14 protein-coding genes and 2 pseudogenes are annotated in these 13,663 nt (G+C 41.1%); 10 read left to right on the top strand and 6 right to left on the bottom strand.

What is annotated here, in order from left to right; genetic code table 11:
- The first annotated feature begins 83 nt into the window (after nt 1-83).
- The 8 genes from ychF to MKX71_RS21125 all read left to right on the top strand — a co-directional run bounded on the left by ychF (nt 84) and on the right by MKX71_RS21125 (nt 5,248).
- The gene (gene ychF / locus MKX71_RS21160) at nt 84-1,184 is read left to right on the top strand and encodes a redox-regulated ATPase YchF (protein ID WP_003242727.1); all 1,101 of its coding nucleotides are present in this window, start codon (nt 84-86) and stop codon (nt 1,182-1,184) included.
- A 110-nt stretch (nt 1,185-1,294) separates the two neighbouring features.
- Entirely contained in the window at nt 1,295-1,582 is a 288-nt protein-coding gene (rpsF, locus tag MKX71_RS21155; RefSeq protein ID WP_003244064.1) for a 30S ribosomal protein S6, read from the top strand.
- 40 nt (nt 1,583-1,622) lie between these two features.
- Nucleotides 1,623-2,141: a single-stranded DNA-binding protein SsbA gene (ssbA, locus tag MKX71_RS21150; protein WP_003219228.1), complete on the top strand. Its 519-nt coding sequence runs from the start codon at nt 1,623-1,625 to the stop codon at nt 2,139-2,141.
- Nucleotides 2,142-2,184: 43 nt separating this feature from the next.
- On the top strand, nt 2,185-2,424 hold the full coding sequence (gene rpsR / locus MKX71_RS21145; protein ID WP_003219224.1) for a 30S ribosomal protein S18: 240 nt from the start codon (nt 2,185-2,187) through the stop codon (nt 2,422-2,424).
- A gap of 65 nt (nt 2,425-2,489) precedes the next feature.
- On the top strand, nt 2,490-3,248 hold the full coding sequence (gene xth / locus MKX71_RS21140) for an exodeoxyribonuclease III (RefSeq protein ID WP_015250782.1): 759 nt from the start codon (nt 2,490-2,492) through the stop codon (nt 3,246-3,248).
- Between the two features lie 58 nt (nt 3,249-3,306).
- The gene (gene ccpB / locus MKX71_RS21135) at nt 3,307-4,242 is read left to right on the top strand and encodes a transcriptional regulator CcpB (protein ID WP_015250783.1); all 936 of its coding nucleotides are present in this window, start codon (nt 3,307-3,309) and stop codon (nt 4,240-4,242) included.
- 55 nt (nt 4,243-4,297) lie between these two features.
- Entirely contained in the window at nt 4,298-4,678 is a 381-nt protein-coding gene (locus tag MKX71_RS21130; protein ID WP_339231611.1) for a VOC family protein, read from the top strand.
- Nucleotides 4,679-4,693: 15 nt separating this feature from the next.
- On the top strand, nt 4,694-5,248 hold the full coding sequence (locus MKX71_RS21125) for a sugar O-acetyltransferase (RefSeq protein ID WP_116315634.1): 555 nt from the start codon (nt 4,694-4,696) through the stop codon (nt 5,246-5,248).
- A gap of 33 nt (nt 5,249-5,281) precedes the next feature.
- Here MKX71_RS21125 and MKX71_RS21120 read toward each other — a convergent pair whose 3' ends face one another.
- Nucleotides 5,282-6,637 carry an MFS transporter gene (locus MKX71_RS21120; protein ID WP_041337895.1) on the bottom strand — a complete coding sequence of 452 codons (1,356 nt, stop codon included), beginning with the start codon at nt 6,635-6,637 and terminating at the stop codon, nt 5,282-5,284.
- Nucleotides 6,638-6,863: 226 nt separating this feature from the next.
- Here MKX71_RS21120 and MKX71_RS21115 point away from each other — a divergent pair, with 226 nt between their 5' ends.
- Nucleotides 6,864-7,763, top strand: coding sequence for a type II CAAX endopeptidase family protein (locus tag MKX71_RS21115; protein WP_262118700.1), 900 nt, complete (start codon nt 6,864-6,866; stop codon nt 7,761-7,763).
- Here MKX71_RS21115 and MKX71_RS21110 read toward each other — a convergent pair.
- The 4 genes and pseudogenes from MKX71_RS21110 to MKX71_RS21095 form a co-directional block, all read right to left on the bottom strand.
- Complete coding sequence (locus tag MKX71_RS21110; RefSeq protein ID WP_339231609.1) at nt 7,760-9,829, bottom strand: thioredoxin domain-containing protein; 2,070 nt, start codon at nt 9,827-9,829, stop codon at nt 7,760-7,762. The two genes, MKX71_RS21115 and MKX71_RS21110, sit on opposite strands and share 4 nt — an antisense overlap.
- Nucleotides 9,830-9,900: 71 nt before the next feature.
- Complete coding sequence (locus tag MKX71_RS21105; RefSeq protein WP_029726092.1) at nt 9,901-10,818, bottom strand: EamA family transporter; 918 nt, start codon at nt 10,816-10,818, stop codon at nt 9,901-9,903.
- A complete protein-coding gene (locus tag MKX71_RS21100; RefSeq protein WP_010886646.1) occupies nt 10,815-11,231 on the bottom strand; it encodes a MerR family transcriptional regulator in 417 nt (138 codons plus the stop codon). Before MKX71_RS21100 ends, MKX71_RS21105 begins: the two co-directional genes overlap by 4 nt.
- A 269-nt stretch (nt 11,232-11,500) precedes the next feature.
- Nucleotides 11,501-12,508 (bottom strand): annotated as a pseudogene (locus MKX71_RS21095) (amidase domain-containing protein).
- Between the two features lie 122 nt (nt 12,509-12,630).
- Here MKX71_RS21095 and MKX71_RS21090 point away from each other — a divergent pair.
- Nucleotides 12,631-13,107 (top strand): DUF4944 domain-containing protein, encoded by a 477-nt coding sequence (locus MKX71_RS21090; RefSeq protein ID WP_050496387.1) that lies wholly within the window; start codon nt 12,631-12,633, stop codon nt 13,105-13,107.
- A 67-nt stretch (nt 13,108-13,174) separates the two neighbouring features.
- Here the strand turns inward: MKX71_RS21090 and MKX71_RS21085 are convergent.
- A pseudogene (locus MKX71_RS21085) lies at nt 13,175-13,345 on the bottom strand (DUF255 domain-containing protein); the annotation flags it as partial.
- Nucleotides 13,346-13,663 lie beyond the last annotated feature (318 nt).

Here is a 13,663-nt window from a genome sequence, read left to right as displayed (position 1 = left end):
CTTTTCCAGTGAACCTCCTTATAATTGCTCTAGGTTCAAAATACGCTCATACAATGACGGTTTTATATAGAGGAGATGAAAGAATGGCTTTAACAGCTGGAATTGTTGGTTTGCCGAACGTCGGAAAATCAACACTATTTAACGCAATTACACAGGCCGGTGCCGAATCAGCCAACTACCCGTTCTGTACAATTGATCCGAACGTGGGAATTGTAGAGGTGCCGGATGATCGTCTGCAAAAGCTGACTGAGCTGGTCAACCCGAAGAAGACTGTGCCGACTGCTTTTGAATTCACTGATATTGCAGGGATTGTAAAGGGCGCATCTAAAGGAGAAGGACTCGGCAACAAGTTCCTATCTCATATTCGCCAAGTTGACGCGATTTGCCACGTTGTCCGTGCTTTTTCCGATGACAACATTACACACGTTTCCGGAAAGGTTGATCCGATTGATGACATTGAAACGATCAACCTTGAGCTGATCCTCGCTGATATGGAAACGGTTGAAAAGCGGATTACACGCGTCAGCAAGCTTGCGAAGCAAAAAGATAAAGACGCTGTATTTGAGTTTGAGATTTTATCTAAACTGAAAGAAGCGTTTGAGAGTGAAAAGCCTGCTCGATCTGTAGAATTCACTGAGGAGCAGCAAAAGCTTGTGAAGCAGCTCCATTTACTGACTTCGAAGCCTATTTTGTACGTGGCCAACGTAAGTGAAGATGAAGTTGCTGATCCATCTGGCAATGAAAATGTAGCGAAGATTCGCGAGTACGCTGCCGGCGAAAACGCAGAAGTTATCGTTGTATGTGCAAAAATCGAATCTGAAATCGCTGAGCTTGAAGGCGAAGAAAAGCAAATGTTCTTGGAAGAGCTGGGCATTCAAGAATCAGGTCTTGATCAGCTGATCAAAGCGTCTTACTCTCTTCTCGGCCTCGCAACATATTTCACAGCCGGAGAACAGGAAGTCAGAGCTTGGACATTCAAAAAAGGCATGAAAGCACCTGAGTGTGCAGGAATTATTCATAGTGACTTTGAGCGGGGCTTCATTCGTGCTGAGACAGTTGCTTATGAGGATCTTCTTGCGGGCGGCGGTATGGCAGGAGCTAAAGAGGCAGGAAAAGTCCGCCTTGAAGGGAAAGAATATGTGGTCCAAGACGGAGATGTTATTCATTTCCGATTTAATGTATAGGATGCAGTTGTAAAGGGACAAGAGCTTTGGTATAATATAAAATTGTGAGTAATAGAATTATTGCTCCTTGCCCATTATGGGCCGCTTAGTCCAAAAGGAGGTGCAAACAGATGAGAAAGTACGAAGTTATGTACATTATCCGCCCAAACATTGACGAAGAGTCTAAAAAAGCAGTTATCGAGCGTTTCAACAACGTTCTGACTTCTAACGGTGCGGAGATCACTGGAACAAAGGATTGGGGTAAACGTCGTCTTGCTTACGAAATCAACGATTTCCGCGACGGTTTCTACCAAATCGTAAACGTTCAATCTGACGCTGCGGCAGTTCAAGAATTTGACCGTCTAGCTAAGATCAGTGACGATATCATTCGCCACATTGTTGTTAAAGAAGAAGAATAAGCAATTTTGAAATATATAATGGTAAAAGGTGGTCTTTCTTATGCTTAACCGAGTTGTATTAGTCGGAAGACTGACAAAAGACCCAGAGCTTCGTTATACGCCAAACGGTGCGGCTGTTGCTACGTTTACTCTTGCTGTGAATCGTACATTTACGAACCAGTCCGGAGAACGTGAGGCCGATTTCATTAATTGTGTCACTTGGAGAAGACAAGCCGAAAACGTTGCAAACTTCTTGAAAAAAGGAAGCCTTGCAGGCGTAGATGGCCGTTTACAAACAAGAAACTATGAAAACCAGCAAGGACAGCGTGTCTTCGTGACAGAGGTCCAAGCTGAAAGTGTTCAATTTCTTGAGCCGAAAAACGGCGGCGGTTCTGGTTCAGGTGGATACAACGAAGGAAACAGCGGCGGAGGCCAGTACTTTGGCGGAGGCCAAAATGATAATCCATTTGGGGGAAATCAAAACAACCAGAGACGCAATCAGGGGAACAGCTTTAATGATGACCCATTTGCCAACGACGGCAAACCGATTGACATCTCGGATGATGATCTTCCATTCTAATGTGATTATCACCTAAAATGAAAAAGAAAGGAGGGAAATGACAATGGCAGGAGGACGCAGAGGCGGTCGTGCGAAACGCCGTAAAGTGTGTTATTTCACTTCTAACGGTATCACGCACATCGACTACAAAGATGTAGATCTTCTTAAAAAGTTTGTTTCTGAGCGCGGTAAAATTTTACCACGTCGTGTAACTGGAACAAACGCTAAATACCAACGTAAATTGACTGCAGCGATCAAACGCGCACGTCAAATGGCTTTACTTCCATACGTAAGCGGTGAGTAAGCTGATGCGTAAAGAGCAAGGACCTTCGGGTTCTTGCTCTTTTTTATAGGGGGGGAGGATGAAACATGAAGTTGATTTCATGGAATGTAAACGGCCTGCGGGCTGTGATGAGAAAAATGGATTTCCTCTCTTATTTGAAAGAAGAGGATGCAGATATTATATGTCTTCAGGAAACGAAGATACAGGACGGCCAGGTTGATCTCCAGCCTGAAGGCTATCATGTGTACTGGAATTATGCAGTGAAAAAAGGATATTCCGGCACAGCTGTTTTTTCTAAGCAAGAACCGCTGCAGGTCATCTACGGTATCGGAGTAGAAGAGCATGACCAAGAAGGCAGAGTGATTACGCTGGAATTTGAAAACGTGTTTGTGATGACTGTTTACACGCCCAATTCCAGAAGGGGATTAGAGCGGATTGATTACCGCATGCAATGGGAAGAGGCTTTACTGTCTTATATTCTTGAATTGGATCAGAAAAAACCAGTGATTTTATGCGGTGATTTGAATGTAGCCCATCAGGAGATTGATTTGAAAAATCCAAAGGCGAACCGGAATAACGCTGGATTTTCAGATCAAGAAAGAGAGGCATTCACTCGTTTCTTAGAAGCTGGCTTTGTTGATTCTTTCCGTCATGTTTATCCTGATCTTGAAGGCGCTTATTCCTGGTGGTCGTATCGTGCCGGCGCCCGGGACAGAAATATTGGATGGCGGATTGATTATTTTGTTGTTTCTGAAAGCCTTAAGGAACAGATTGAAGATGCCAGCATATCAGCGGACGTCATGGGTTCCGACCATTGTCCTGTTGAACTTATCATCAATATATGATGAGATAGCAGTAAGGATTTTACACTTACTGCTTTTTTTATATGAAAAGGAGAAAGAGATGGCAAATATAAAAGAGATCGCAAGGCTGGCAAATGTATCTGTTTCGACTGTCTCGCGTGTATTGAATCATCATCCTTATGTATCTGAAGAAAAGAGAAAGCTTGTTCATCAAGTCATGAAGGAATTGGATTATACACCAAATCGAACCGCAATCGATCTCATTCGCGGGAAAACCCATACAGTCGGTGTGATTCTGCCTTATAGCGATCATCCCTGCTTTGATAAAATCGTTAACGGAATCACCAAGGCGGCTTTTCAGCATGAGTATGCAACGACCCTTCTCCCCACCAATTATAACCCCGATATTGAAATCAAATATTTAGAGCTGTTAAGAACGAAGAAAATAGACGGTCTCATCATTACTTCCCGCGCCAATCATTGGGACAGCATTTTAGCTTATCAGGAATATGGGCCGGTCATCGCTTGTGAGGATACCGGAGACATTGATGTCCCTTGTGCTTTTAATGACAGAAAAGCTGCTTATGCAGAGAGCTTTCGCTATTTAAAGAGCCGCGGGCATGAGAATATTGCTTTTACGTGTGTCAGAGAAGCTGATAGGAGCCCGAGCACGGCTGATAAAGCTGCGGCCTATAAAGCTGTCTGCGGAAGGTTGGAAGACCGCCATATGCTGTCCGGATGCAACGATATGAATGATGGTGAGCTGGCAGCTGAACATTTTTATATGAGCGGGCGGGTTCCGACTGCTATTTATGCAAATAGTGATGAAGTGGCAGCTGGAATTCATCTATTTGCCAAAAAGAATAATTGGGATGTTGAAATCATAGGCGAGGGGAATACTTCTATCAGCCGCGTTCTTGGTTTTCCGTCGCTTGATTTGAACCTTGAGCAGCTCGGCATCGCAGCATTTTCTTTATTTTTGCAAGATGAACCCGCTGATATCAAAATTCAGCATAAATTTAAGAAAAAAGCTTGAACTGAAATGCATTTCATACCTTATAACTTCATTGAAGGCGAAGGAGGAGGAAGAAATGCAGATTGAACATACAGCGGTCTGGGTCAATGATTTAGAGCGAATGGAGTCTTTTTATGAAACGTATTTTAATGGCGAAGCGAATGATTTGTATCATAATGAGAAAAAAGATTTTAAGTCTTATTTTATTACGTTTGATTCCGGAGCAAGGCTGGAGATTATGAAAAAAGGGAATGTGACCGATCCGCCCTCACAAACAATGACAGGCTGGGCACATATTGCCTTTTCCGTTGGGAGTCGGGAGAAAGTTGACGAACTGACTGATCGATTGAAGGCGGATGGTTTCGCAGTAGTAAACGGCCCGAGGACAACAGGAGACGGCTACTATGAAAGTGTGATTGAGGATGATGAAGGAAATTTGATCGAGATTACAATCTGACATGGAGTGACTTAAATGCTGAGGACAGAAAAAGAAAAAATGGCAGCCGGAGAATTATACAATTCGGAAGATCAACAACTATTACTAGAACGCAAGCATGCGAGACAGCTGATTAGACAATATAACGAAACACTGGAAGATGATGCAGTGCGGACGAAGCTTTTGAAGGAGCTGCTCGGTTCGGTTGGGGATCAAGTCACGATTTTGCCGACATTCCGCTGTGATTATGGCTATCACATTCATATCGGAGATCATACATTTGTTAATTTTGACTGTGTCATTTTAGATGTGTGTGAGGTGCGTATCGGCCGTCATTGTTTGATTGCGCCAGGTGTACATATCTACACGGCCGGTCATCCTCTTGATCCGATCGAAAGGAAATCCGGGAAGGAGTTCGGTAAGCCTGTGACAATTGGAGATCAAGTTTGGATTGGAGGCCGGGCGGTGATTAACCCGGGAGTGACAATCGGTGATAACGCAGTGATTGCTTCTGGATCTGTTGTCACTAAGGATGTACCCGCTAATACTGTTGTAGGCGGAAACCCCGCGAGGATTTTGAAGCAATTGTAATGAGATCAGTGCGGCAGATCCGCACTGACTTTTTTAAATCTGTTTCGCATTCGTATTAGGACCGAAGAAGATTAACAGCAAGGAGCATGCGAGCCAGCAGCCCCCAATAAATAAGAAGACGCTGATATAGCCGAGCTGAACGGCAATAAATCCGACAAGCAATGAGCCAAAAATGTTTGAAAAACGGCCAAGACCATAGGCTAAACCGCTGCCAGACGAGCGGTATTCAGTCGGATAAGGTTCAGATGTATAGGCGTATAAGTTCGAGGTAAAGACCCGTTCTGTGATATTCACGATAAAACCAAATACAATGATCATGATGGGAATAAAAGTCATACCATATAAGAGCCCGGCGATGGCCGTCAGAAACGCACTCGCAGCTAAAATCCATTTTCTTTGAAATCTTTCAGAAATCATGGAGCCGAGCAGTGCGCCAAGCGGAGCGCCGACGGAATGCAATACGTTATACCACAATGTATTTTCCATGGTGACACCATTGCTTTTTAACAGGCTTGGAACCCATGAGGCAAATCCGTAAAACCCAAACGTTTCAAAAATCCATACAGCAGATAATACGATGGTGATTTTGAGGTTTCTGCCTTTCAATAAGCCTGCGTAACCCGTATGCTGCTTAACAGTTTCGCTTACTTTAGGCTGGGATGCTGCCGGAAGCGGGCCTTTCTCCTTTTCAACCTGTGCCTCAATTCGGTTGAGGATCGCATCGGCTTTCGCATATTCCCCCCGATTTTCGTGCCAGCGAGGTGACTCTTCCAGACGGCGGATGAAGAAAAAATAAATAAGGCCGACGGCACCCCATACAAATACTAGCCTCCATCCCCATGAACCAAGAGGAATGACAAAGGCAGACACAATGTTGGTGATCGGAACCCCGATCAATCCAATCATGGCACAAAAAGAAATATATTTTCCACGTACACTTGAAGGGAAAAATTCCGCCAAATAGCTATTCGTAATGACCATGGCGGCTGCAACGCCAAATCCGGTGAGAAAACGGAATGTCATTAAAGATGGAATGTCCCATGCCGCAGCATTGCATAGCGATGCGATCGAGAAGACAAAGACAAATAGATTTAAGGCTTTTTTGCGGCCGATTCGATCGGACAGCCGTCCGCCCAGTGAAGCGCCTAAAAACATGCCTAAAAACGAGGCAGCCGTTACATTGGCAATGGTGGAAAGCGGGATGCCCCAATGCTCGATCAGTGCCGGCGCTACATTGCTGAGGGTAAATAAATCTGCGAGATCAAAGAAATAAACAATGCCGAGAGCGGTTAACACTTGGAAATGAACGCGTGAAATCGGAAGGCGGTCTAAACGATTCGCTGCGTTTGAGAAAGGATGTGTATTCTTTTGTTTGAAGATCGTATTCATAAAAAACCCCCTTTTGAGTAGTAAGAAAAGACTGAAAATTCCCCTCTTGGGACTATTATAAGTATCTTGGTTCATTGGCAACAGAGTTCAAATCACTAGATGTAAGAACTAAATTCACACTTTATATTTTAATTTTGCTTAAAAGATTTCCAAAACAGTAGATTCATAGACCAATTTATGCAAATATATAGTAATATTCTCATTGAAAGGAAGAGACATAGAAGGAATGAATTCATTTATCCGTCCTATAGAAGGAAACAATACGTTGTGGAGATATTTTTTCGCTTTTTTGGTGATGGTAGGGTTATATGTATTCGGGAATATAGCTTACCTTTTCGCTATACTGTTCACGGTTATTGTGAATCCTAATATCACGTTTGATTTGGATGAAGCTGTGCTGAGTGATCCCCTCGTAGATCTTTATTTGTCCCATGTGATTTATTTATTCGCCATTCCGGGAGTTTGGCTGGCTGTGTGCTTTATTTTGAAGCGGCCTTTCCGAACTGTGATTACACCAAATTCAAAGATGAATTGGCGGAGAATTTCCTTTGGTTTTATTGCTTATTTCTTGCTGATGATCGCCGTACAATTGATTGATTTTGCGATTCATCCTGATAGCTATTCAATGCAAGAGTTTAATGCCTCACGCTTTATCTGGCTGCTAGCGGCTGCCCTCATTTTGGTTCCGATTCAGACATCAGCTGAGGAACTGTTTTTCAGGGGATTTTTGCTTCAAGCTTTCGGGAGATTGACGAAAAATCCTCTATTTTTGACACTGATTGTCGGAGGATTGTTTGGCGTATTGCATTTTGCGAATCCAGAAATGAACAATGGCGCTGTCTGGGCAGGAATTGAGTATTTAACATTTGGTTTTGTGTGGACCTATTACACGATTAAAACTGGAAGCATCGAAATATCACTTGGCGCCCATGCCGCGAATAATATGTTTTTGTGTATGTTTATTACAGAAAAAAACAGTGTGTATGGAGGAATTCCTTCTCTCTTTACGGTTACGCGGGGGAACCCGATGTGGGAGGCTTTCTTTACGATAGCGGTCAATCTTGTGTTTGCGGGGATCGCTTTATGGTACCATAAGAAATCAAAAAGTAAGCAGCAAGGGTCTTAATCCCTGCTGCTTATTAACGTTTGGATGGCTTCTTCGATATTCGTTGTCGGCTGCTGGCAGGCGAAGTTTTCACAAATATACACGGTTGTTTTGCCGTCTATGATGCGGTAGTCTGCCGCGAATGGTGCAATGTCTTTGCATTGATCAGGATGCTCTGCTACCAGAATGGAGTCGTTAGGCTTAAAGGCTTTTTGGAGCTCTGTTATGATTTGTTTTCTGGCTGGATCGTCTGCGCTGCCAAAAATAACGATTTCTTTCTTAGGCATCAGATGTCTTAACACACTTTGCATAAAGAAAGCATGGCCGCTCGGATACGCGTCGATGTCCAGCTTGAACACGGAAAACATCGTTTCTGCTTTTTCAATTAGTGATAAGTCGCCTGTAACTTGCCCGAGACGCAGCAGCTGCACGGCTGCCACACTGTTTCCTGAAGGCACAGCGCCGTCGTACACTTCTTTTTCCCGGACGATTAAGGCCTCAGCATCGTGTCCGGTGAAGTAGAATCCGCCATGCTCCTCATCCCAAAATAAGCTGATCATATCGTCTGTCAGTTTCTTCGCTTTTTGTAAATAAGATAGATCAAACGAAGCTTCATAGAGATCCAGATAAGCCCATAGGAGAAAAGCGTAATCGTCGATAAAGCCTTTGTTTTTCACTTCGCCATCACGATATCGGACCATCACACGGCCGTCGATGATTAATTTGTTTTCAATAAATGTGATGGCGTCTTTCGCTAGGCTGAGATATTTCGGTTCCTGGTATACCTTTGCCGCTTTCGCAAGACCCGCGATCATCAGCGCGTTCCATGAGGTCAGCACTTTATCATCGACATGCGGATAGGTTCTTTCCTCGCGTGTCTTCAAGAGCTGCTGTCTTGCGTCTTCGAGTTTGAGACTGAGCTCTTTTTCGGTTAACCCGGCATCCTCTTTGATTTGTTCTCGCTTTGTGTGAATGAGGTTAGGAATATTTTTGCCTTCAAAGTTTCCTTCTTCAGTGATGTCATACACTTGGCAATACAGCATTCCGAGATCGTCCCCGAGCGTTTTCAGAATCTCTTCCTCTGACCACACGTAATACTTTCCTTCTTCTCCTTCTGTATCCGCGTCTAAAGCAGAGAAAAAGCTTCCGTCTTCATGAGTCATTTCCCTCTGAATGAACGTAATGATCTGCTCACAAATCTCTTTATAGCGGCTGTTTTGCGTGACCTGATAGGCTTCAGTATAAGCAGTCAGCAGCAGCGCATTGTCGTACAGCATTTTTTCAAAGTGGGGAACGAGCCACTCGTCATCGGTCGAATAGCGGGCGAACCCATAGCCGATATGATCGTAAATGCCGCCATTCGCCATGCTGTCCAGCGTTTTCGTCACGTTGTATAAAGCGTTATCCTGCCCCGTATTGTGATGATAACGAAGCAAATACATCAGCATATGGGGCATCGGAAATTTCGGTGCCTGCCCGAAACCGCCGTAGATCGTATCAAACCCGCTGGCAAGCTGCTGGAATGTCCGGGAAATCGCTGACTCGCTAAGGCCTTCGCCTGATTTGGCGGTTGTTTTGGTCTGCAAATGTTTAGCGGCGTTCTCCGCAATATCCTCGACATGCTCACGGTCGTTCGCAAACGTCTCAGACAGATGCTCAAGCACATCAACAAAACCGGGACGATTGAATTTGCTCGTCTTTGGAAAATATGTACCCGCGTAAAACGGCTTCTGATCAGGCGTGATAAACACATTCAGCGGCCAGCCGCCCTGCCCGGTCATCAGCTGGCAGATTCTCATATAAACAGAATCCACATCCGGCCGCTCTTCCCGGTCGACTTTAATCGCCACAAACCGTTCATTGAGAAGACGCGCGATTTCTTCGTCTTCAAAGCTTTCGTGAGCCATAACGTGGCACCAATGGCAAGTCGAATAACCGATGCTGACAAGAACCGGCTTGTTTTCGCGTTTTGCTTTTTCAAATGCTTCTTCTCCCCACGGGAACCAGTCCACAGGGTTGTGGGCGTGTTGGAGTAAGTATGGTGATTTCTCATTGATTAATCTATTGGGTTTACTTTTGTTTGGCATGGGATCACCTTCTTCCTATAATTAGTGTATATTTAACTTAACACATTTTCTCAAAAATACTCCCTATTTCTTTATATAGCTGACTGTTCTTTAGTATTGTACTTAGGAATACGTATTACCCCCGAAGCGGTTAAAACGCCTAATATAACTAACACAGCCCCAATAACTTGAAATACCTTTATCGGTGTTCCAATTGCAAATGAAATAATCATCGTTACAACGGGAACAAGGTTGAAAAATAAAGATGTTTTACTAGCCCCAATCTCTTTAATCCCCTGATTCCACCATAGGTAACCCAAAACACTTGTAAAGAAAGCCATAAAAGCAATTGCCCCCCAAACTCCAATCGGGATGTTCGATAAAGAAACAGGTTTGGATGTAAATAAGGAAACTACTATTAAACTAACAGCACCAATAACCATCGTATAAGTGGTTGTAGATAGCGGTGTACCATCCTTTACAAACCGACGTCCAAGTACGCCATAAAGTGCCCAACAAACGTTACCTGTAAAGATTATTAAGTCTCCTCCTGAAATTGATAAGGTTTTAATGGTTTCGATAGAACCTTGTGTAATGACTAACAATACACCGATGAATGCAAAGAATATGCCGAGTACTTGTTTTTTTGTCATGTTGTCCTTTAAGATAATTCGAGCGAGAATTGCTGTTAATAAAGGATTCAGCCCCATTATTAATGCTCCGTTAACGGGAGATGTATATTTTAAACCAACAAAAAACAAGGCATTAAATCCAAAGATTCCTATAATTCCAAGAACAATGTATGAAACGGCGTTTTTCCGTAATTGACTCTTCTTTATACCTTCAGTAAAAATCAAAATGATGAGCATCACTGCAGCCGCTAAACCGAAACGCCATGCCGCAGAAGACGATGGAGAAAAATATCCAACTGTATATTTTGCAAGATTAAAAGTAGCTCCCGTGAAAATAGAGAAGCCAAGTAACATTATGTATATATTTAAATGTTTCATTTGTTTTCCACTTCCTCTTTCAAAATTGAATAATATGTATCCAGTTTTCCTTTTGTAGTAGAAATCACTTCTTCCAGCTCCCTTTTTTTAATTTCCATTTTCTCTAAGTGCTTGGTTAAAATCTCAATACGTTTATTTATAGATGGGGAGAGTTGTGCCGATTTAACATCCGAATTGATTTTTTCCAAAATGCATCCGTCTTTGACAAACTCATTAATATCCTCCAAAGACATACCTGTTTCCTTTAAACTTTTCAGGAATAACATGAACTGAATATCAGTCTCCGTATAAAAACGCCTTCCACTGTTTTTTCGTTTTGGTGGTGGAAGTAACCCAATCTTTTCGTAATATCTTAATGTATACGAACTAATACTAGTCTTCTCAGCAGCTTTACTAATGGAATACAACAACATCATCCCTCTCATTTAATTAAAGTTAGTTTACAATTTAGAGTTAACTCTAAGTCAAGCAAATAAAAAAACCTGCTACCGCATGGTTACGGATTGCAGGTTTTAAAAATGAATGATATAAAAGGTAAAACTGTATTATTTGAACAATTGTATTACCATTTAAAATGCCTTATGTTATTCCACACGAGTTGATTATCCTAGGCTACCAACAACACGTTATTGCACATATAAAAAAAGAAGCCACTATTTAGGCAGCTTCTTTTTATTTTTCTTTAGAACTTAATAACTCTAAATCTATACTTACTTCCTTTGAACTCAAATGGTAGATGTGCATATAATTGTTCACTAGAGTGAGCTGAAAATCTTGTTTCTCCTTTTTTTACATCATAAACAACAACGGTATGGAACCAGTTTCCGGAGTTTTTATTATAGACTTGCACTACATCTCCAGTTGAAACTTTCTTTGATACTTGTGAGGCAGTTAAGTTAGAATAAACTTTATGTTTTTTAGTACCAGTCCAGTAGCCATAGAAATCTTTAACTCTGACCCAAGAAGTAGAGTAATTAATTTTGTATGTTCCCTGGACTCGATATTCCTTAATTGAAAACCAACCCGTTGTAGTCTAGGTATAATGACTGCCATAATAACCTTTCAAGCTAGTAGGCATTCCACCTGCGTGAACCACTTGAGATGCGTAGTTTGTACAGTCACCGCCACTACCACCTAGATATCCATATAAAGAGCTGGATGTGTTCTTCCAATTTTTTGTCATATATTTTTTTGCATTTGTTCTGTTATAACTTGAAAGAGCATTAAACTCTAATGAAGGTTGGGACTGTAAGTCTTTTACTTCATTATCAACTTCAGTATTTTCATCTTCATTTTTCACTCTAATTTCTTTGATTTTTTTATTTAACAAAGAATTACTTAACACAAAAGGTTTTTCTTCTTTATCTTTATTATCTTTTGTAGCTTGTTCGAATTGATATTCTTCATTCTCGGCTAGGTAGATGCTGGAATATGTTTGTATTAAATCTTTATTATATTTTTTGAAATCTAGTTTTGTTGCGGACTCTAAGAAATTAACAAATTGTTCTGATCCAATTTTGTAATTCTTTTTATTGTCCTTAAGATACTTTATGACTTCATTTTGTGCATCCTTTAATGTATAAGAATCCGTAGAAAAAGTTTCAGTTTCTTTAGCTAAAGTTACTTTTGGTATGACGAATAAAGATAGTATCAAAGATACTATAATGAAACAAAAAAATCTTTTTTTCACTTTCTACACCTCTGTTTTTCCATAAGCTAATTTGGTATAATCACTAGTGAAACCATTATTTAATATATCATTCTTTTGGTCTATATTTAATTTTTTTCTAGAAAAATATAGGAGTAGAGTATGTGAAAAAAAGAAAAATAATGAAAATAATCATTCCGATAGTGGTTTTGTTGGGGATATTTGTTGTTTTGTATTCGATATATGATCAACAGGATCTTTATAAAGGGACAAGTAAAGACAATGAATGGAAAGTTTCCATTGAAAAGTCAAGTAAAACATCAATTGGGCCAAATTATTTTCTAAACTTATACTGGCAGGGTAATGAAAATAAAGAAAATAAAATCACTATTAAACAAATTGAATTGATGGTCGATGGAAAAGTTTATGAAGAGAATGGTCCTTACTCTCTATCTGAATATAATGGTGAAAGTTTAAAAGACGGTGGGGAAAAACCTGACCACATTTCAACCTTTGAATATATGCCCGAGGAAGATATTAAGGGTCATAGGTTAGAAGTCAGAATAACATGGAATCAACCCAAAGAAAAGACGACAGTCTTTAAATTAGAAGAGAAAAAGTTTTTAAACTTGGGTTTCTAAAAAATTATAACTATTAAAAAGGCAGCCGAAACTGGTTGCCTTTTTGGTTATTCTAAGAGAAATGGCACCAATGACAAGTCGAATAACCGATGCTGACCAGAACCGGCTTGTTTTCGCGTTTCGCTTTCTCAAATGCTTCTTCTTCCCACGGGAACCAGTCCACAGGGTTGTGGGCGTGTTGGAGTAAATAAGGAGACTTTTCAGCGATTAATCTATTGGGTTTACTTTTGTTTGGCATGGGATCAGCTTCTTCCTAAGTTGGTTATATTCAGGTTACCACAGTTATCCTAAACAAATACAATAACTGACTGCTTATCGATAATTGTGATGTGAAAATATAAACTAATGTTTCATTTTGCCACTTGAGATAAATGCGAATAACGTTTTTCCTTGTTTCGCAATCTCTTCAAATTTTTATAAAAAAAAGTAAAAGTTTAAACCTTAGTCTATATATAATAAGATCATATCAATCAAATGTAGGGGGAGTTATTATGAAGTGCAATAAAATGAACAGGGTACAATTAAAAGAGGGAAGCGTATCAATGGCCCTATAAAC

Origin of the sequence: Bacillus sp. FSL M8-0071, assembly GCF_037975455.1 — a bacterium.
Lineage (GTDB): Bacteria > Bacillota > Bacilli > Bacillales > Bacillaceae > Bacillus > Bacillus subtilis.
This window is presented reverse-complemented; position numbering and strand designations above follow the sequence as displayed.

Coding starts and splice junctions, on each gene's coding strand:
- MKX71_RS21100 (WP_010886646.1), bottom strand. CDS start 11,231: ATGTTGTTGTATTCCATTAGTAAAGCTGCTGAGAAGACTAGTATTAGT.
- MKX71_RS21105 (WP_029726092.1), bottom strand. CDS start 10,818: ATGAAACATTTAAATATATACATAATGTTACTTGGCTTCTCTATTTTC.
- xth (WP_015250782.1), top strand. CDS start 2,490: ATGAAGTTGATTTCATGGAATGTAAACGGCCTGCGGGCTGTGATGAGA.
- ccpB (WP_015250783.1), top strand. CDS start 3,307: ATGGCAAATATAAAAGAGATCGCAAGGCTGGCAAATGTATCTGTTTCG.
- MKX71_RS21120 (WP_041337895.1), bottom strand. CDS start 6,637: ATGAATACGATCTTCAAACAAAAGAATACACATCCTTTCTCAAACGCA.
- MKX71_RS21125 (WP_116315634.1), top strand. CDS start 4,694: ATGCTGAGGACAGAAAAAGAAAAAATGGCAGCCGGAGAATTATACAAT.
- MKX71_RS21115 (WP_262118700.1), top strand. CDS start 6,864: ATGAATTCATTTATCCGTCCTATAGAAGGAAACAATACGTTGTGGAGA.
- ssbA (WP_003219228.1), top strand. CDS start 1,623: ATGCTTAACCGAGTTGTATTAGTCGGAAGACTGACAAAAGACCCAGAG.
- rpsR (WP_003219224.1), top strand. CDS start 2,185: ATGGCAGGAGGACGCAGAGGCGGTCGTGCGAAACGCCGTAAAGTGTGT.
- MKX71_RS21110 (WP_339231609.1), bottom strand. CDS start 9,829: ATGCCAAACAAAAGTAAACCCAATAGATTAATCAATGAGAAATCACCA.
- ychF (WP_003242727.1), top strand. CDS start 84: ATGGCTTTAACAGCTGGAATTGTTGGTTTGCCGAACGTCGGAAAATCA.
- rpsF (WP_003244064.1), top strand. CDS start 1,295: ATGAGAAAGTACGAAGTTATGTACATTATCCGCCCAAACATTGACGAA.
- MKX71_RS21130 (WP_339231611.1), top strand. CDS start 4,298: ATGCAGATTGAACATACAGCGGTCTGGGTCAATGATTTAGAGCGAATG.